The sequence below is a fragment of the Burkholderia sp. AU15512 genome, from assembly GCF_002223325.1.
GTDB lineage: Bacteria > Pseudomonadota > Gammaproteobacteria > Burkholderiales > Burkholderiaceae > Burkholderia.
This window is the reverse complement of the sequence record NZ_NKEX01000006.1, coordinates 2278569-2297271: the sequence shown is the minus strand read 5'-3', so window position 1 is coordinate 2297271 and position 18703 is coordinate 2278569. Positions and strand designations below refer to the sequence as shown.

Genomic DNA, 18703 nt, shown 5'->3' with positions numbered 1-18703 from the left:
CGCCGCCACCCCAATTGAGCCGGCTGCCAATCATGAAAAATCCGGCTTGCCAATCGAGTCCCAATTCCTTGACACTCTGCTCTAAATGTGAGTGCCAATCCTGATCGTCATTTGATAAGATGGCTCTCATCATTCGTTAGGCAGCACCTGCGCGCATGACGCGCGAACGCCGGGTCGCATTAGCGGGAAACAAGTACGGGACGAGGCCCATCAGCACGGCACTCACGGCCGCCTTGCCGGGCGCGCATGACGCGCGACCCGGCAGGGCGGCCGGCCGGCTCGCCTCCGTCTAAACTGTGCGTTTTTTCTGGATCGGGGCGTCTCCATGGATGACGAAAACGATAGCGCGGTGCTCGAGGCGCACGTCGGTACGCGCAGCCCCTGCTGGCGTCTCGGCAGCGACAGCAACGCACTCGAACTGGCGGCCGTCCGCGGCCTGACCAACGTTGCCGTCGCGCTGACGGTCGAACAGGCCGCGTGCATCCGCGCGCTGACCGGCGTCACGTCGCACCTGGTGCTCGACATCGCGCTGTTCGGCGAACCGGTCAAGCTCCATCTCGTCGGCCGGAAGGTCGACACGACCAACTGGGCCGGCACGGCGTCCGCCTATTCCGATGCCGAGTCCGTCGCGGGCGATCTCGCGCACGGGCTCGCATTCGCCGAGCAGGTCGTGTCCGAAGTGAATTCGCTCGTGGTGATCCTCGACCGCAACGGGATGGTGCAGCGCTTCAACCGTCTGTGCGAGGAAGTGACGGGCAAGCGCGAGGTCGACGTGATCGGCCGCAGCGCGTTCGAGCTGTTCATGACCCCCGAGCAGGGCGCGCAGTCGCGCAGCAACATCACGGGATTTTTCGCGAGCAACCATTCGTTCGCGGTCGAGCGCTACATCAACACGGTCAACGGGCCGCGCCTGTTCCAGTTCCGCAACAAGTTCGTGCAGAGCGGCAGCGGCGTCGAGGAGCAGTTCCTGATCTGCTCGGGCATCGACATCACCGAGGAGCGCAGCGCGCAGCAGCGGCTCATCGAGCTCGCGAACACCGACGTGCTGACCGGCCTGCCGAATCGCCATGCGATCAGCGAGCGCATCCACGCGGCGATCGCCGCCGAGACCGCCGCGACGCGCGGGCAGGTCGGCATCCTGTTCCTCGACCTCGACAACTTCAAGCGCGTCAACGATCACTACGGGCACATCACCGGCGACCGGCTGCTGCAGGACGTGTCGGCGATCATCAGCGGCTGCCTGCCGTCCGGCGCGACGCTCGCGCGGCTCGGCGGCGACGAATTCCTCGTGCTGTTCGAGCACGGCACGCGGCCGCTGCTCGAAGCGACCGCGCAGATCATTCTCGAACGGCTGCGCACGCCGATTCATCTCGGGCTGATGGAGGTCTACACGAGCTGCTCGATCGGCATCGCGATGCATCCGCAGCACGGCGACTCGCTCGAGACGCTGATCCGCAGCGCGGATACCGCGATGTACGTCGCGAAGGAAGAGGGCAAGCATACGTATCGCGTGTTCTCGCTGGAGATGAACCAGAAGGTCGCGAAGTACATGTGGCTCGACACGAACCTGCGCAAGGCGCTCGAAGAGGAGCAGTTCGTGCTGCACTACCAGCCGGTCGTCGATATCGCGACCGGCGACGTGCACGGCGTCGAGGCGCTGATCCGCTGGCAGTCGCCCGATCGCGGGCTCGTCGCGCCGGTCGAGTTCATCCGCTTCGCGGAGGAGTCGGGCCTGATCGCGCCGCTCGGGCGCTGGGTGATGCGAACCGCGGCCGCGCAGGCCGCCGCCTGGAAGGCGAAGGGGCTCGGCATCCGGATCGCGGTGAACGTGTCCGCGCGGCAGTTGCAGGACATGAACATCGTGCACCAGCTGGCGTCGATCCTCGACGCCGCGGGCCTCAAGCCCGGCCTGCTCGACATCGAGCTGACCGAGAGCTGCTTCATCGAGGACGAGGATGCGGCCAACGGGCTGATGCGACAGTTCCGCCAGCTCGGCGCGGAGATCCATCTCGACGATTTCGGCACCGGCTATTCGTCGCTGTCGCAGTTGTCGCGCCTGCCGCTCGACGCGATCAAGCTCGACCGCAGCTTCATCACGGGCATCGACCGCAATCCGCGCTCGCAGGCGCTGGTGCGCTCGGTCGTGTCGCTCGCGAAGGCGCTGAATTTCGCGGTGGTCGCCGAGGGCGTCGAAACGCATGCGGAAGCCGAATTCCTCAAGCAGCTCGACGTCGATCATGCGCAGGGCTACTACTACGCCCGCCCGATGCCGGCCCAGGCGTTCGAGGCGTGGCTCGCGGAGACGAGGAAGCTCAGGCTGATCGCCTGAGCTTCGTTCACGAACAGGCGCCGCCGGCGAGCGGCGGCGCCCGTCGCATTACACCGTGCGCAGCTTCGACACGCGCCGGTTCTGCAGCATCACGAGGCGTTCCATGTACGCGAGGTCCTTCGGCTCGATCGTGAACGCCGCATGCACCCAGGCTTCCGTGATGTCCATCAGCTCGGAGCGCGTCAGCTGGAACACCCGCTCGCGTGCGCGCAGCATCGCGCGCACGCCGTTCAGCTTCGGCTTGGTCACGTCGATGAAGGTGCGCGTCGCGAGATACGCGTCGCCCGCGTCGAACGTCTGATCGACGAGACCGCGATCCTCGTACCACTCGGCGGCGTGCGCTTCACCGGTCGAGATCAGTTGCTCCGCAATGCCCCGATCGGCCTTGCGCGCGACGAGCGAATAGCCGCCCATGCCCGGGAACAGGTTGAACGCGATCTCGGGAAACCCGAGCTTCACGCCCTTCTGCGCGAGCACGTAGTGATGCGCGAGCGCGGCCTCGAAGCCACCGCCGAGCGCGCTGCCCTCGACCATCGCGATCGAGATCGAGCCGGTGCCGAAGCCCGTGTAGATCTCGTACACGCCGTCGATGCACGAGCGCGCATAGGCCATCAGCAGGTCACGCTTGCCGCTGCGGATCGCGTCGACGAAAAAGCTCAGGTCGCCGCCGACGTTGAACAGCTCGGGGACGAGCGAGCCTGTCACCCAGAAGTCGAACGGCAGGCCCGAATCGCGTGCGACGCGTGCGAGATGGATGATGTCGGTAACGAGTTGCTGGTTGAAGCACGGCCGCGGCTCCGATCGCAGCATCATCCACATGACATTACGTCCCTCTTCATAAAAGGCAGTCAGTTGCGTGAGTTCGCCGGCTTCATAAAACGGGCGGCACGCGGGATGGGATTGGAGTTGCATGGTATGTCCTCGTGAGATGTGGTTTTCGAAGACCGTCGCGCCCGGTGCCGAGCGGGAGGCGAGTGTCCCGCAGGGCGCCGGGCGCGAGGCATCGCCATTGTTGCGCGCGCACAAAAGTCGAATTGCGAGGAACCACGCACGACCGGGACGCGGGTGCCGGTCGCATCGGTATGGGCGGGGAAGGGGGCGGCGAGCACGGCCGGCCGCTATCGGGCGAAGGTGGGCGGCGCGTCGGCCGGTGCGCCGGACGGGGCCGGCAGGCATGTAAAGGCGGCCGGAAAGGGAGGGCCGTGCAGGTTCGCCGCGTTGCGCGAATGCGTGTAAACGGCCGATCCGGCGCGTGGCCGCCGGCGTTGTCCGCTTACATGCTGAAAGCGCTGCGGGGCCGCCGTGCCGCCCCTATGGAAGATGCGGACTGGCGCCGCGCCCGTGCGTCGATTAGCTTTAAAGGATCACGCCGCGCGTGGCGCCAGGCGTGCCGGGAGGGGACCATGACCACGTTCCAGAAAGTGTGGCAGTTGCTCGTCGGAAAGCCGCTCGACCCACTCGATCCGCGTACGCGGCATGCGATCGCCGTCACGCCGCTGCTGGCCTGGGTCGGGCTCGGCGCCGACGGGCTGTCGTCGTCGTGCTACGGGCCGGAGGAGGCGTTTCTCGCGCTCGGCCAGCATCATGCGCTCGCGCTGTTCCTCGCACTCGCGACGGCGGCGACCGTGTTCATCATCGCGCTCGGCTACAACCAGGTGATCGAGCTGTTCCCGACCGGCGGCGGCGGCTACCGCGTCGCGACGTCGCTGCTCGGGTCGAAGCCGGGGCTGGTATCCGGCGCGGCGCTGCTGGTCGACTACGTGCTGACCGTCGCGACGTCGCTCGCGAGCGGGGTCGACGCGTTCTTCAGCCTGCTGCCGGTCAGCGCGCAGGCGTTCAAGCTCACGACCGAGATCGTGCTGATCCTGATGATGACGGGGCTCAACTTCCGCGGGATGCGCGAATCGATCATGGTGCTGCTGCCGATCTTCATCGGCTTCGTGATCCTGCACTTCGGGCTGATCGTGTACGGCGTCGCCGTGCATGGCAGCAGCCTCGCGATGGTGGTGCCCGACGCCGTGCACGAAGCGCACGGCATGTCGCAATCGCTCGGCCTGTTCGTGCTGCTCGCGCTGCTGATGCGCGCGTTCTCGCTCGGCGGCGGGACTTATACGGGCCTCGAGGCCGTGTCGAACAACGTGAACATGCTCGCCGATCCGCGCGTGCCGAACGGCAAGGTGACGATGTGGTACATGTCGACGTCGCTCGCGTTCACGGCCGGCGGCATCATCCTGCTGTACATGCTGTGGCACGCGAAGCCTGTCGACGGCCAGACGCTCAACGCGGTCGTGTTCGGCAGCGTGATCGACCATCTCGGGCTCGGCTCGGCCTTCGCGCGCCACGCGTTGCTCGCGGCCGTGCTCGCGTTCGAGGCCGGGCTGCTGCTGGTCGGCGCGCAGACCGGCTTCCTCGACGGCCCGGCCGTGCTGTCGAACATGGCGTCGGATTCCTGGGTGCCGCGCCATTTCCGCGACCTGTCGGGGCGCCTCGTGCGGCAGAACGGCATCATCGTCGTCGGGCTGTCGAGCCTGCTGATCCTCTTGTGGACGCACGGCAACGTCGACGTGCTCGTCGTGCTGTACAGCATCAACGTGTTCCTGACGTTCAGCCTGTCGCTGCTCGGGCTGTGCACGTACTGGTGGCGCCATCGCAGCCAGCAGGGCTGGTTCAAGCACTTCTTCCTGTCGGCGCTCGGGCTGAGCGTGACGGCGACCGTGCTCGTCATCACGCTGATCGAGAAGTTCACGGCGGGCGGCTGGCTCACGGTGCTCGTGACGAGCGCGGTGATCGCGCTGTGCTTCATGATCAATCGCCACTACGCCTATACGCGCGCGCAGCTCGCGAAGGAAGACGCGCTGTTCTCGGGCAAGCCGCCCGAAGTCGACGAGGCCACCGCGCCGGGCAAGCCCGACCCGTCGCAACCGACGGCCGTGCTGCTGGTCGGCAAGCATCGCGGCGCGAGCATGCACGCGCTGCTGTGGGTCAACCGGCTGTTTCCCGGGCATTTCCGCAACGTGATCTTCCTCGCGGTCGGCGAAGTCGACGCGAAGGCGTACGACGGTCACGAACACCTCGAGCGGCTGCGCCACACGATCACCGAAGCGCTCGACTACTATGTCGCGCACTGCCGCCGCCACGGCATCGCGGCCGACTACCGGATCGCGTTCGGCACGAACCCCGTCGTCGAGTTCATGAACCTGGCTTCGTCGACGCTCGACGAATACCCGAACGCCGTGTGCTTCGCGAGCAAGCTGATCTTCCGGCGCGTGAATTTCCTCACGGCCTGGCTGCACAACCAGACGCCCGTCGAGCTGCAGGCGCGCCTGCACGTCGAGGGCAAGCAGATGGTGCTGCTGCCGATGAACGTCGGGTAGCGGTGCACGTCGTGTTCCCCGCCAGGTGACGACCAGGCGCGATGACGATGCGGATCATGTTTCGGCCCTGCGCCGCACCCGATAGCGTGATGTGGGGTGTGCAGGCGCGCATCGCGCATGCCGCCGGCCCGATTTCTGGTGCGGCGAAGCCACGACGGCCTCTGCGGCAGGCGCCGGCCGTTCCGTCCCCGCGCGGCGCGTGACCGGACGAAGGGGCGCCGGGCCGTACTCACGTCAGCATCGGTATCGCTTCGATCAGCGCGATGCCGAGCAACGCACCGATCGCGGCGCCGATCAGTCTCGGATGCCACCGTAGATGCAGCGCCGTCAGCAGTGCGCCGAACAGGATCAGGCCCAGTAGCGTGAACGCGATCACGAGGTAACCCATTTCGAAGTCGCTATTGATGATCGCCATGATGCCTCCTTCCCCATGCCGGTACGTCGTGTCCGGCAGAGCGTCGTTCCGTCGACGTTGCATGCAGGGATGATCTGAATGAATGAATGATAGGTTGCGACGTGATGCAAAAAAGGCGCTCTGGCTCAGGGCACGATGCACGGCGGCGGCACATCGGCGTGGCGAAGCCTGCGCTGCACGCCCGGCGAGCTCGCCGCATCGCGCAGCCGGCTCGCCGCGGCGCGGCTTGACGCTCGCCGGCACGTCACCCACACTGGTTCGCACGACGGGCACGCGGCGTGTGTTGTCATGTGCGCGTCACGCGGATCGAACCATTCGCGCCGGCGCGCGGCCCTGGCGCCCGGCAACGAACGCGCGGAGAGCTTCGACGTGGTGCTTTTTCCTATCCGATGGACCGGCCGGCTACTCGCCTGCGCCATCGCGCTCGGCCCCGGTGCGGCCATGGCCGATGTGCGCGACCACGGCAACACGATCGACACGGGCGGCGGCGCGCCCGTCACGGTCGTCAGCGATGTCCACGAATTCGTGATCCAGCACGACGGCGCGCTCGACGAGCACGACGATTCGACGCTGCGCGCGAACGATGCAAACGGTATCGATGCCATCGCGCAGCGCTACGTGTGGTTCGACAGGAATCTCGAGAAGGTGGACCTGCTCGCGGCCGAGACGATCGATCGCGACGGGGTCGCGCATCCGGTCGGCGCGGACGGCATTCGCGACGTGCAGGAGCCGCGCTCGGCCGGCGCGCCGACGTTCCAGGACGGGCTGCTGCGCACTGTCGTGTTTCCCGGCGTCGAAGCCGGGTCGAGCACGCGCGTGGCGTTCCGCAAGACCCGCACGAAGCCGGTCAATCGCGGCTACTTCGGCTATACGGTGGAGCCGTCGCGCGAGCCGGTCGACCGCCAGCGGCTGATCTTCGACGTGCCGGCCGACATGCCGCTGTATTCAGATGCGCGCGGCTACGTCGCGCTGCCGCCGGTCACCGCGAACGGCCGCACGCGCTACGAATTCGACTACCGGCACGGCCCGTACGACCGCATCGAGAACGGTGCGGTCGGCTACGCGACCTATGGCGACCGGCTCGTCGTGTCGACGCTGCCCGACTATGCGGCGTTCGCCGCGCGCTATCGCAACGCGGCCGTCGATCCGGGCGCGGACGATCCGGCCGTCGCGCAACTGGCGCGCACGCTCACCGCGGGTGTCGCCGATCCGCACGACCAGGCGCGCATCCTGTACGACTGGGTGCAGGCGAACATCCGCTACGTCGGGTTGTTTCTCGGTGAAACGGCCGCCGCGCCGCATCGCGTGACGGACATCCTGCGCAACCGCTACGGCGACTGCAAGGATCATGTCGCGCTGTTCGGCGCGCTGCTCGCGGCGGTCGGCATCCGCAGCGAGCCGGTGCTGCTCAATCTCGGGTCCGTCTACACGCTGCCGGCGGTGCCCGGTTACGGCGGTGGTGCGATCAATCACGCGATCACGTGGCTGCCCGATCTCGCGCTTTTTGCGGACACGACGACGGCCGGCATCGCATTCGGCTATCTGCCGCCGATCGTGATGGACCGTCCCGCGTTGCTGGTCGACACGGGCGTGCTGTCGCGCACGCCGGCCACGCAGCCGCGCGGCCGCGTCGCACGGGTGGAGATCGATGCGGCCGGGCCGGGCGCCACGCGTTTTCATGCGTACATCGAGGACGACGGCTGGACGGCCGAACTCGAACGCAACCTGTTTCGCCGCGCGACGCCCGATGCCATCGCGCAACTCGCGAACAACCGGCTGCGGCAAAGCGGCTTGCGCGGTCGCGCGCAGCTGTCGACCAGCGACCGGCGCGTGACCGACGGGCCGTTCGACGTGACGATGTCGGGCACGCTCGATCATTTCGTGTGGCCCGACGGCACGACCGCATTGCCCGCGCTGTCGAGCCTGACGGGCGGCATCGCGACGCAGGTCGAGAACTGGCTCGCCGAGCCCGTGCGCACGCAACCGTGGGGCTGCATCGGCGGCACGTTCGATGAGACCGGCCAGATCGCGCTGCCGGCGGACGTCGCGGTGACCGACCTGCCGGCCGATACGGCCGTGCACGACCGCTTCGTCGACTTCACGTCGCATTACGTATTCGACGCGGCCGCGCGCGTCGTGCAGGTGACGCGGCGGATGACCGCGGATTTCGGCCGTCAGGTGTGCACGCCGGACGAATTCACGGCGCTGCGCGCGTCGCTCGAACACATCGAACGCGACACGCAGGCGCAGGTCGTCGTGCGGGCGAAAGGGCATTGAACGGGCAGGGAAGGTGAACGCATCGATGCGCTCGGTCGATGCGCAGGAGGAACATCATGACGGAACGGGATCACGAGATCGCCGATCTCTCGAAGGAATTGCTGGGCCGGATCGTGCAAGGCACCGTGGCGAGCGGTGCGGTCGTGGACGTGGAGCAGTGCGCGGCGCTTGCCGTGCAGTGCGCGACGGCGCTGATCGACAAGCTGGAAGCGCGCAGCGACTGAACGACGCTGCCATCACGTGTGAGGGCCATTGGAGCGACGCCTGGCGGCGCGGCCGGCATCACGCGTGAAGCGAAGCGTGACGCGCGCCACGTCACGCACTACGCTTCGACGCGCACCTCGCCGTCCGCGCGCACGGCGCCCGGCGGCTTGCCCACCACGCGCTTGAACGCGCGGCTGAACGCGGCGAGCGAGCCGTAGCCGAGCCGGTACGCGACGGCCTCGATCGTCTCGTGGTCGCGCGTGATCCATTGCGCGGCGAGCCGCATCCGCAGCTCGGTCAGGTAGCGCACCGGCGTCATTCCGGTGGCCGCGAGAAAGCGTTCGGCGAACACCGAACGCGACACGCCCGCTTCGGTCGCGAGTTCCGCCACGCTCCAGTTGCGGCCCGGGTCGCGATGCAAGGCGACGATCGCGCGGCCGAGCTTCGGCTCGCGCAGCGCCTGCACCCAGCCCGTCGCATCACCGCATCCGCACTCGACCCAGCCGCGCACGATGAACGCCGCGACCACATCCGCGAGCCGCGCGAGGATGCCCGCGAAACCCGCGCGCGCCGAGCACGCTTCGCGCTCCATGGCATCGAGCATCGGGCGGATTTCCGGGTAGCGCGCGAGCAGCGTGCCGACGTGCATGAACTCGGGCATCGTGCCGACCAGCGGCTGCATGCCGCCGAGATCGAGCTCCATGCACGCGCTGAAGATCAGCGCATCGCCGGCACCCGGCTCGGTCGTCGCGCAGCTGGCGGGCGACACGCCGGCCGACGCCACCGACGCGACCGTGTCGCAGATCTTCGCGACCTCGAAGCCGTTGATCTCGCGGCACGGTGCATCGGGGTCCGACACCAGCGCGTGCATGCCGCCGTGCGGCAGCAGGATCGCGTCGCCGGCTTCGAGCCGCATCGTGGCGCCCGACGCGTCGCGCAGCAGCACCGGCCCGCGCCCGACGAAATGGAACTGCGCACGGCCCGTCACGTGGCCGAAGTTCAGCCCGAACGGCCGCGCGACCTGGATGCGGCGGTACTGGACGCCGCTCAGGCGCATCCCCAGCAGCAGCTCGCTGACGAGGTCGTGCACATCGGGAATAGGGGGCAGAAGGGGCTCGGACATAGCGAGATACGGACGATCGATCAACAAGAACGGATTGTATGTCATAGACCGTCCTGACGTGGTTCCTTACGATACGCCCTCATCAGTACTTTCCCTAACCGACACGGAACCACGCATGAATCCCGGAACCTCCACGGCCGCCTCGACGGCGGCCCCCCGCGAACCGGCCTGGGGCGCGGTATTCGCGATGACGCTCGGCGTGTTCGGGCTCGTCACGGCCGAATTCCTGCCGGCGAGCCTGCTGACGCCGATGGCCGACAGCCTCGGCGTGACCGAAGGCGTGGCCGGGCAGGCCGTCACGGCCACCGCGACGGTCGCGCTGGTCACGAGCCTGCTGATCTCGGCGCTGACGCGCACGATCGACCGGCGGCGCGTGCTGCTCGTGTTCTCGGTGCTGCTCGTCGCGTCGAACCTGGCGGTCGCGTTCGCGCCCAACCTGGCAATGCTGCTGGTCGGCCGCGTCGTGCTCGGCATCGCGCTCGGCGGCTTCTGGACAATGGCCACCGCTACCGCGATGCGGCTCGTGCCGACGGCGATGGTGCCGCGTGCGCTGTCGATCATCTTCAGCGGCGTGGCGGTCGCGACGATCGCGTCCGCGCCGATGGGCAGTTACTTCGGGCACCTGATCGGCTGGCGCAACGTGTTCCTGATCGCGGCCGCGCTCGGCGGCATTGCGTTCGTGTCGCAGATCCTCACACTGCCGTCGATGCCGCCGAGCGGCACGACGCGGCTGCGCACGCTGATCGACGTGCTGCGCCGGCCGACCGTCGGCCTCGGCATGTTCGCGACGATCCTCGTGTTCACCGGGCACTTCGCGTTCTTCACGTACCTGCGGCCGTTCCTCGAACAGGTCGCGGGCGTCGGCGTGAACGGGCTGTCGGCGATCCTGCTCGGCTACGGCATCGCGAACTTCGTCGGCACGTCGCTCGCGGGCCGCGTGCTCGAACACCGGTTGCGGCCGATGCTGATCGGCATGCCCGCGCTGATGGTCGTGCTCGGCGTCGCGCTCGTCGCACTCGGCCGCGCGCCGATGATCGACGCGGTGCTCGTCGCGTTGTGGGGGATGGCGTTCGGCGGCGTGCCCGTCGCGTGGTCGACGTGGGTCACGCGCACCGTGCCCGATGAGGCCGAGAGCGCGGGCGGGCTGATCGTCGCGGCGATCCAGCTCGCGATCGCGACGGGCGCGGCGGCCGGCGGCGTCGTGTTCGACGCGAACGGGGCGGCCGGCGTGTTCGTTGCCGCGGCCGTCGTGCTGGCTGTTGCGGTCGCGACGATCGTGACCGGCGTGCCGAAGCGTGTCGGCGTGGGGCCCGCGCTGGCGGAATGAGTTGCACCGGCGGGCCGCCCGGCCCGCCGCTCAGCGCACCGGTGCGTGCGTGTCGAGCAACTGCCGGTGACGCGCTTCGGTCGCGTCGTCGGCGGGGAACATGCACTCCATGCGCAGTTCCTGCGCGGCGGCGCTTTGCGGCGTCCCCACCGTCGTGACCAGCGAGAAGTAATTCAGCACGACGCCTTCGTGCACGAAGCCGATCGGGATGACCGGCAGCGACGGGGCGGCGGCCGGCGCCGGCGGCGTTTTCCAGTCGCGCGGCGCATCGGGGCTCGCGAGCAGGTCGTCGAGCAACTGCCGGGTGTCGTCGTCGATCACGCGGCCGACCGCTTCGCGCTGCACGCGCTGCAGCAGGCTGCGCGACACCGTCTCCCAGTCGGCCAGGAACGGCCGCATGCCGTGCGGATCGAACATCAGGCGCAGCAGGTTGCGCGGGCCGTCGCGCGCGGCCATGTCGATGAAGCAGCCAAAGAAGCGCGGCGCCGCGTCGTTGGTCATCAGCACGTTCCAGTGGCGATCCATCACGATCGCCGGAAACGGATCGTGCTGGCGCACGACGCGTTCGAGCGCGCCGATCACGCCCTGCATCTCCTGCGCATCCCACGGCGCTTCCGAATACACCGGTGCATACCCGGCCGCGAGCAGCAGCGCATTGCGCTCGCGCAGCGGCACGTCCAGCGTTTGCGCGAGTGTCAGCAGCGTGTCGCGGCCTGGCACGCTGCGTCCGCTTTCGATGAAGCTGATCTGGCGCTGCGAGATCCCCGCGTCGAGCGACAGGTCGAGCTGGCTCACGCCGCGCACGTCGCGCCAGTAGCGCAGCAACTGGCCGAGTTCGTGCGGCGGCGCGTGCGGTTCGCGACGGCTGGCGTTCATCGTGCCTCCCTGGGCGCTCCGTGAGCGACGCGATCGACTATATCGGACTCACTCGGCGTTCGCCTGCCATGCGAATGCATCGAACGGCGCTTCGAGCGCGGGCTGCGTCACGCTGCCGACGTAGTTCGTGATCGTCGATGCGGCGACCACCGCGATCACTTCCAGCAACTGCTCAGCGCTGAAGCCGGCGTCGAGGAACGCCTGCCGGTCGGCCTCGGACAGGCGGCCGCGGGTGTCGATCAGCTTGCGTGCGGTGGCCGACAGCGCGGCCAGGGTCGCGTCGCCGGGCAGGGCGCCGCGGCGGATCGCGTCGACGTCGGCGTGGGTCACACCCTGTTTCAGCGCCAGCGCGGTATGGAACGCGACCGGCCATTCGCTCGCGTTCGTGACCGCGTTGGTGAGCAGGAGCGTCTGGATCTGCGGCTCGGTGAGGCTGCTCGCGTGCACGCGCTCGAACAGGCCGATGAAGCCGTTGATCAGCACCGGCGACGCGGCCATGGCCGCCGCGATGTTCGGGACGATGCCGAAGGTTTGCTGGAGCTGCTGGAGGACGGCCTTTGAGGCGGCCGGTGCCGAGTCGATGGTGTGAAGCGGGTAGGCGGACATGGTGTCTCCGGGGGAGGGGCGCCGCCGGATTGGCGGCGCGACACCCGAAGCGTAGGAGCGGCCGTGTCGCGCGCCAATTACATGCGATGTAATCATCCGATGCGCGCGAAGTTGTCAGCCGCCTTGCCTGACCAGCTCCGCCAGCGTCTTCATCGCCTGCAGGTACGGATACGGCCCGTGGCTGATGCGGGCCACGCCGTATTCCGCGAACTCGGCGAGCGTCGGCGTCTCCGTGACGCGCATCACGTTCACCGGCAGCGGCGACGCGGCCGTCAGTGCGCGAATGAGCGCCGGTGAGCCCAGCCCCGGCACGAACAGCCCATCGGCACCGGCCGCGGCATACGCGCGTGCGCGGGCCAGCGTGGCGTCGAGCAGGCGTTCGTCGTGCGTGTCGGCCGGCGTCGTGAAGAACACGTCGGTGCGCGCGTTGATGAAGTAGTCGGCGCCCGCGCGATCGGCGGCCTGCCGGGCTGCCGCGAGACGAGCCGCCGCTGCGTCGACGTCGCGCAATTCGCCCGTCGCCGGGAAGCTGTCCTCGAGGTTGCAGCCGATCGCGCCGGCCTTGATGCTGAGCGCGATCGTTTCGGCGACATCTTCCGGCCGCTCGCCGTACCCGCTTTCGAGATCGACCGTGACGGGTAGGTCGGTCGCGCGCGTGATTCGCTCGAGCACGTCCATCATCAGCGCGCGCGGCATCTGCTCGCCGTCGCCGAAACCGTTCGCCGCCGCGACCGACCAGCTGCCGGTCGCCAGTGCGACGGCGCCCGCATCGGCCGCCGTGCGCGCGCTGCCGGCGTCCCATACGTTGAACAGCGCCAGCGGCTGGCCCGCACGGTGAAGCGAACGGAAATATGCACCCTTCTCATTGCTGCTCATGCTTGCGTCTCCTGGTTGAAAACCGGATCGGTTGTCGTGCCGAACGATACTGCCACCGTATCGAGCGCCGCGAGGAAATCGCGCGCGTCGAACAGCTCGCCGAGACTGCGCACGCCGCCCGACACCACGGTGTCGCCCGCGATCAGGCGCACGGCTGCCTCGACGATGATCGGTGCGCTGACTGCGTAGATGTCCTGCCCGGACGCCGTCGCGCGGTGCGTCGTGCCGCCCTGCACGACGATCGCGTCCATCGCGAACTGCTGTGCCGAGCGGCCCAGCGCGTCGGTCGGCTCGGGCGGCGGCGTGGCGGCATCGCGCACGTCGCGCAGCGCGACGGTGGCGAGCCACGATTCGATCGTATCGATGCGCAAGTGACGCGACAGTGTCATCACTTCCGAAAACGGCAGCAGCGTCACGTCGACGCGGCCGATCGGCGGCGGGAACGGCCATGCGCGTTCGCGTGCGGTCGACGGCACCGGTGTCGGCTTGCCGTTCATCTGCACGAGCCGCACCGCGCGATTGCGTTCGCCCGTCACGCGCGTGCCGCGCGTCGGGTGCCAGCGGTCGAGGCCGGTTGCGATATCGACGCGCTCGATCGGCTGGCGCGGGTCCACGACGGCCGTGACGAGCAGGTCGGCCAGGCCCCCGTAGAACGCCGCGGCCGGCACGAGGGTCGCGCCCGCGGCGCGCGCCCGCGCGTCGCTGTGTTCGGCCAGCGCCAGCACCGACGGCTGCTCGGCGGTCAGGTCGAGATAGGGGATGCCGGCCCGCAGCGCCGCGTCGGCCAGCGGCAATGCGGTATCGAGGTACGGGCCCGCGCAGTTGATGACCGCAGCCGCGCCGCGCAACGCGGCGTCGAGCGCGGCAGGATCGTCGATCGCGGCGACGCGTGCGAGCGCGAGCGCCGTATCGCCGCCGTCCTCCGCGAGCCGCGCGGCATCGCGCCCGATGCGGATCGCGCGCAGGCCGCGCCGGGCCAGTTCGGCGACGACGAACCGCCCGGTATGACCCGTGGCGCCATAGACTGCAACCGTCATTCGATCATCCATGATCTACTCCGATACAGAACGGTCTGTTTTATAGTACAGACCTGTAGCGTCGTCAAGCACGCGGTGCTATGATCGGATCACTGTTGCGGGAGTGGGCGGCCAGCCAGGCCGGGTCGGGATGAAAAAAGAAACGGGTACACCAGGGAGCGCGCCCGATACGCGCGAACGCATTCTGCAAACGGCCAGCGAGCTGTTCTACCGGGAGGGTACGCGCGCGGTCGGCGTGGACCTGATCGTCGCGCAGGCAGGCGTGGCGAAGACGAGCCTCTATCGTTACTTCACGACGAAGGACGACCTGATCGAAGCGTTCCTGCTGCGCGAGGACGCCGATTTCTGGGCGCATTGGGATGCGGTGGCCGCGCAGTACCGGCGCACGCCGCGCGAGGAACTGGATGCGCAACTGCAATGGATCGGCGAGCGCATTGCGCGCCCCGGCTATCGCGGCTGCCCGCAGATCAACATCGCCGCCGAATACGCGGACGGCAACCATCCGGCCCGCAAGGTGGCCGTCGCGCACAAGCAGGAATTGCGGCGCCGGCTGACCGAGCTGGCGGATGCGATGGGTGTCGACGAGCCGGAAACCTTCGCGCTGCGGCTTGCGACCGTGATCGACGGCGCGCTGAGCAGCGGGCAGGCGTTGCATGCGCATGGGCCCGTGGCTTTCCTGCAGGAATTCGCGCAACTGCTGTTGCCGAAGAAGGGCCGCAAGTAAGCCGCGTGGCCGCGGCGATCCGCGCGCCGGTCCGGTTCAGTCGCGCGCGGCCGGATCGACCGACAGCGCGCGCAACTGGCCGCGCAACTGATCGACTTCCCCCGGCGCGAACGGCCGTTCGATCTCGGCATGCGTCTGCTGCCACAGCGGAAACGCCGCGGCCAGCAGGTCGTGGCCGGCCGGCGTCAGTTCGAGCAGGCGGCTGCGCCGGTCGTCCGGATCCTGGATGATCGTGACCAGGCCGCGCCGCTCGAGCGGCTTCAGCGCGGCCGTGAGCGTGGTGCGGTCCATCGCGAGCAGCGACGCGACCGATTTCATCGGTGCCGGCTGGGGCCGGTTCAGCGACATCAGCAGCGAAAACTGGCCGTTGGTGAGCTCCAGCGGGCGCAGCACATCGTCGAAGATCCGCGCAAGATTACGCGCCGCGCGCTGCATGTGCAGGCACAGGCAGCAATCGCGCACCATCAGCGTCGTTTCGAAGGGGAGCTTTTCTTTTCGTGCCATGTTGCAATTGTGTTGATATCAACCTATCGTGTCAAGGTCGAGGCGCGGCAGCCCGTCGCGTCCGTCACCGGAGGGGACACATGAGTGCTCAACAGCAGTTGTATCTCGCGGTATTTCTCGGGACGAAGGATAGCCCGGCGATGAAGGCGTGGATGGCGCTGCCGGACGAGGAGCGGCGCACGCGCGAGCGCGACGGCATCGCCGCATGGCATGCGTGGGTCGACCGGCATCGCGACGCGATCGTCGAGATGGGCGGCCCGCTCGGCAAGACGAAGACCATCGATGCCGCCGGCGTCAAGGACACGGCGAACGCGATGAGCGGCTTCACCGTCGTGCGGGCGGCCTCGCACGAAGCCGCGGCCGCGCTGTTCGAAGGCCATCCGCATTTCACGCTGTTCCCGGGCGTGGCGATCGACGTGATGCCGGTGCTGCCGATTCCCGGTGCGTGAACGGCGGGCGAGGCCCGGCGCCGTGTATCGGCGATGCGCCGTGGCCGGCAGGTGGACGTTTTCCCGACATTCTGGATGGAGACTGGCGATGAAGCTTTACGGATTTGCCGGCACCCGCTCGCAACGCGCGCTGTGGGGGCTGAAGGAGCTGGATGCCGATTTCGAGTTCATCTCGGTGAACCTGCTCCAGGGCGAACACAAGCGGCCCGAATTCCTGCGCCTCAATCCGGCCGGCAAGGTGCCCGTGCTGGTGGACGGCGATCTCGTGATTCCCGAATCGGCCGCGATCGTGCTGTATCTCGCGGACAAGTACCCGGAGAAGGCGTTGCTGCCGGACGATCCGGCGCTGCGGGCCGAGGCGTACCGATGGGTCATGTTCGCGGTGACGGAGCTCGAGCAGCCGCTGTGGCGGATCACGCGGCACTCGTTCATCTATCCGCCGGAGAAGCGCTCGCCGGCCGACATCGAACTGGCGCGCGAGGATTTCAGGACGATGGCGGCGATCCTCGACAAGCATCTCGAAGGGCGCGAATTCATCGTCGGCGATACGCTGACGGTGGCCGATTGCGTGACGGCTTACCTGATCGACTGGGCGGGTGAGTGCAACCTGATCGAATCGTTTCCGCAGTTGTGTGCGTATCTCGAACGGCTGTATGCGCGGCCGAAGGCACCGCAGCGGATCGCGGACGCGCGCAAGGCGGCGTGAACGTTCGGCGGCCGGTCATGCGCTGCATCGGCATGGCCGACCGCTGCGTCGGTGCGTTCGGCGAGCGGCGGTCTTGCGCGTTTCAGGACGGTGACGCGTGCGTCGCGCACGCGGCGCACGCAGGGGCTCACACTACGTCGTCAGGCCCGCCAAGCATGCGGCACAGCATCGACAGGTCGCTGAGCGTGACGTGCGGGGTCGCGGCCTGCTGCTGCACGCGCTCCGCTTCCCGGTGCGTATCGCGCACCACCCACGCCGCCTGCAGCCCCGCGTTCAATGCGCCGACGATATCGAGGTGGTAGTCATCGCCGACATGCAGCAGTTCCGCCGGTGGCACGTCGAGCGATTCCGCCGCCGCATGGAAGATCCCGGGCTCCGGCTTCGCGACGCCGAACGCCTGCCCACTGAGCGTCGCACGAAAGAATTCGCCGCCGCCGGTCAGTCGCAGATCCGCGTTGCCGTTGGTCACCGCGATCAACGGAAACCGCGCACTCAACCACGCGAGCGCCGGCAACGCATCTTCATAGAATTCAACCCGGTTGCGCGCGGCATAGAAGGCCGCGTACGCACGGTCGGTGAGCGCGACATCTTCGTTCGCGCGCTCCAGCGCAAGCCGGATCGAGCCGATTCTCATCGCGCGGAAGTCGCCGGCGAGATCGGGGCACAATCGTTCGTATTCCTCACGCAAGTCGCTGAGCGCCTGCTGCGTGGGCAGCACCCGCTCGGTACCGGGCGCGTGCTCGATCAGCCACGTGCGAAGCTCCCCTTCGGCCCGTACGACGGATGGCCCGAACGGCCACAGGGTGTCGTCCAGGTCGAACGAGAGCGCGGAAACTTGGGTGAGACGCATGGAGGTTGACGGGGCGTTTCGTTTACCAGGGCCACGGAATGGCGATTCCGGTGCCGTTTTCGAGGGCCTGCCGATACAGGAAGCGTGCGACGGTCAGGTCCTGCAGCGCGAGCCCGGTCATGTCGAAGACGGTGATCTCGTGCGGCGCGCGGTCGACCGTCGCGGTTCCCGCGAGGATGTCACCGATTTCCGTGCGTGGCAAATCCGGCGCCCACTGGCACTCGCCGATGCTGCGCGCCTGGTCGTGATCGTCCACGACAATCCGCGCGGGTTCCAGCACGCCGGCCGGCAGCTCGCGCTTGCCGGCGGTGTCGGCGCCCACGCAGGTCAGGTGGGTGCCCGGCTGCACCGCGTCCGCATCGAACAGCGGGCCGCCGCCGGGCGTTGCCGTGATCACCACGTCGCTGTTGGCCACCGCGTCGTTCCGGTCGCGCGCCACGCCGATCGTGCATCGTTCCCGGAAGGCCGATTCGAACGCCGGGTCGGGCTCGCCGCTGGCGCTCACGTACTGCACGGTGCACCGTTGCGGTAGCAGCCCCAGTGCGTAGTCGAGCTGGACGCGCGCCTGCACGCCGGTGCCGAACACGCAGATTCGCGTGCTGTCGCGTCGCGCGAGCAGTTGCAGACCGAGGCCGCCGGCGGCGCCGGTGCGCGCGGTGGTGATCGCATTGCCGTCCATGATGCACAGCGGGCGGCCCGTAGCCGGGTCGAACAGCGCGACGGTGGCCTGATGCGGTTCGCCGCCGAGCCCGCGGTTGCCGGGCCAGAATCCGGCCGCCTTGAAACCGAGCAGGTCCTGATTCGCGACATCGCCCGACTTGATGCCGAACACGCCGCCGGTGTGCAGCTTCTCACGCACCACCGGGAACACGCGTCCGGCCCGTTGACTGTGCAGCACGAAGGCTTCGCGAACGGCCGCCGTCACTTGCGCGGCCTGGAGGGCGGGCGCGACGGTATCGCGGTCGAGAAGCAGGAGTCGGTCGTCGGTCGGCATGTTCGGGGCAAGCGCTTTCGGCGCCAGGCAAA

General features: G+C 68.3%; 18 protein-coding genes. 8 read left to right on the top strand and 10 right to left on the bottom strand.

Annotated features, from left to right (window positions below; genetic code table 11):
- Nucleotides 1–325 precede the first annotated feature (325 nt).
- Nucleotides 326–2329, top strand: a complete 2004-nt coding sequence (gene pdeR, locus CFB43_RS29615) for a cyclic di-GMP phosphodiesterase (RefSeq protein WP_089497678.1) — start codon at nucleotides 326–328, stop codon at nucleotides 2327–2329.
- A 48-nt stretch (nucleotides 2330–2377) separates the two neighbouring features.
- Here the strand turns inward: pdeR and CFB43_RS29610 are convergent, their stop codons facing one another.
- On the bottom strand, nucleotides 2378–3241 hold the full coding sequence (locus tag CFB43_RS29610; RefSeq protein WP_089497677.1) for a crotonase/enoyl-CoA hydratase family protein: 864 nt from the start codon (nucleotides 3239–3241) through the stop codon (nucleotides 2378–2380).
- A gap of 491 nt (nucleotides 3242–3732) precedes the next feature.
- Between CFB43_RS29610 and CFB43_RS29605 the strand changes: the two genes are divergently transcribed.
- A complete protein-coding gene (locus CFB43_RS29605; RefSeq protein WP_089497676.1) occupies nucleotides 3733–5703 on the top strand; it encodes an APC family permease in 1971 nt (656 codons plus the stop codon).
- A 229-nt stretch (nucleotides 5704–5932) separates the two neighbouring features.
- Here the strand turns inward: CFB43_RS29605 and CFB43_RS29600 are convergent, their stop codons facing one another.
- Nucleotides 5933–6118, bottom strand: a complete 186-nt coding sequence (locus CFB43_RS29600) for a hypothetical protein (RefSeq protein ID WP_089474198.1) — start codon at nucleotides 6116–6118, stop codon at nucleotides 5933–5935.
- 369 nt (nucleotides 6119–6487) lie between these two features.
- Here CFB43_RS29600 and CFB43_RS29595 point away from each other — a divergent pair, with 369 nt between their 5' ends.
- Together CFB43_RS29595 and CFB43_RS38570 are read left to right on the top strand one after the other, a co-directional pair.
- Nucleotides 6488–8395 carry a DUF3857 domain-containing transglutaminase family protein gene (locus tag CFB43_RS29595; protein ID WP_089498184.1) on the top strand — a complete coding sequence of 636 codons (1908 nt, stop codon included), beginning with the start codon at nucleotides 6488–6490 and terminating at the stop codon, nucleotides 8393–8395.
- A gap of 56 nt (nucleotides 8396–8451) precedes the next feature.
- Nucleotides 8452–8619: a hypothetical protein gene (locus CFB43_RS38570; RefSeq protein WP_174976067.1), complete on the top strand. Its 168-nt coding sequence runs from the start codon at nucleotides 8452–8454 to the stop codon at nucleotides 8617–8619.
- Nucleotides 8620–8717: 98 nt separating this feature from the next.
- On the opposite strand, the gene CFB43_RS29590 is transcribed toward CFB43_RS38570, so the two are convergent.
- Nucleotides 8718–9767, bottom strand: a complete 1050-nt coding sequence (locus CFB43_RS29590) for an AraC family transcriptional regulator (RefSeq protein ID WP_089497675.1) — start codon at nucleotides 9765–9767, stop codon at nucleotides 8718–8720.
- 70 nt (nucleotides 9768–9837) lie between these two features.
- Here CFB43_RS29590 and CFB43_RS29585 point away from each other — a divergent pair, with 70 nt between their 5' ends.
- A complete protein-coding gene (locus CFB43_RS29585; protein ID WP_089497674.1) occupies nucleotides 9838–11049 on the top strand; it encodes an MFS transporter in 1212 nt (403 codons plus the stop codon).
- A 30-nt stretch (nucleotides 11050–11079) separates the two neighbouring features.
- Here CFB43_RS29585 and CFB43_RS29580 read toward each other — a convergent pair whose 3' ends face one another.
- The 4 genes from CFB43_RS29580 to CFB43_RS29565 all read right to left on the bottom strand — a co-directional run bounded on the left by CFB43_RS29580 (nucleotide 11080) and on the right by CFB43_RS29565 (nucleotide 14456).
- Nucleotides 11080–11925: a helix-turn-helix domain-containing protein gene (locus CFB43_RS29580; protein WP_089497673.1), complete on the bottom strand. Its 846-nt coding sequence runs from the start codon at nucleotides 11923–11925 to the stop codon at nucleotides 11080–11082.
- Nucleotides 11926–11973: 48 nt separating this feature from the next.
- On the bottom strand, nucleotides 11974–12531 hold the full coding sequence (locus tag CFB43_RS29575; RefSeq protein WP_089497672.1) for a carboxymuconolactone decarboxylase family protein: 558 nt from the start codon (nucleotides 12529–12531) through the stop codon (nucleotides 11974–11976).
- Nucleotides 12532–12645: 114 nt separating this feature from the next.
- Nucleotides 12646–13407: an isocitrate lyase/PEP mutase family protein gene (locus CFB43_RS29570; RefSeq protein WP_089497671.1), complete on the bottom strand. Its 762-nt coding sequence runs from the start codon at nucleotides 13405–13407 to the stop codon at nucleotides 12646–12648.
- Nucleotides 13404–14456, bottom strand: coding sequence for a saccharopine dehydrogenase family protein (locus CFB43_RS29565; protein ID WP_089497670.1), 1053 nt, complete (start codon nucleotides 14454–14456; stop codon nucleotides 13404–13406). Before CFB43_RS29565 ends, CFB43_RS29570 begins: the two co-directional genes overlap by 4 nt.
- Nucleotides 14457–14574: 118 nt before the next feature.
- Here CFB43_RS29565 and CFB43_RS29560 point away from each other — a divergent pair, with 118 nt between their 5' ends.
- Nucleotides 14575–15168 (top strand): TetR/AcrR family transcriptional regulator, encoded by a 594-nt coding sequence (locus CFB43_RS29560; protein ID WP_089497669.1) that lies wholly within the window; start codon nucleotides 14575–14577, stop codon nucleotides 15166–15168.
- Nucleotides 15169–15204: 36 nt separating this feature from the next.
- Here the strand turns inward: CFB43_RS29560 and CFB43_RS29555 are convergent, their stop codons facing one another.
- Nucleotides 15205–15672, bottom strand: a complete 468-nt coding sequence (locus tag CFB43_RS29555) for a MarR family winged helix-turn-helix transcriptional regulator (RefSeq protein ID WP_089497668.1) — start codon at nucleotides 15670–15672, stop codon at nucleotides 15205–15207.
- An 80-nt stretch (nucleotides 15673–15752) separates the two neighbouring features.
- On the opposite strand from CFB43_RS29555, the gene CFB43_RS29550 reads away from it, so the two are divergent.
- Nucleotides 15753–16121 (top strand): hypothetical protein, encoded by a 369-nt coding sequence (locus CFB43_RS29550; protein WP_089497667.1) that lies wholly within the window; start codon nucleotides 15753–15755, stop codon nucleotides 16119–16121.
- Nucleotides 16122–16209: 88 nt separating this feature from the next.
- A complete protein-coding gene (locus CFB43_RS29545) occupies nucleotides 16210–16827 on the top strand; it encodes a glutathione S-transferase family protein (RefSeq protein WP_089497666.1) in 618 nt (205 codons plus the stop codon).
- Between the two features lie 127 nt (nucleotides 16828–16954).
- On the opposite strand, the gene CFB43_RS29540 is transcribed toward CFB43_RS29545, so the two are convergent.
- Nucleotides 16955–17677 (bottom strand): HAD family hydrolase, encoded by a 723-nt coding sequence (locus CFB43_RS29540; RefSeq protein ID WP_089497665.1) that lies wholly within the window; start codon nucleotides 17675–17677, stop codon nucleotides 16955–16957.
- Between the two features lie 22 nt (nucleotides 17678–17699).
- Entirely contained in the window at nucleotides 17700–18671 is a 972-nt protein-coding gene (locus CFB43_RS29535) for an ornithine cyclodeaminase family protein (protein ID WP_089497664.1), read from the bottom strand.
- Nucleotides 18672–18703 lie beyond the last annotated feature (32 nt).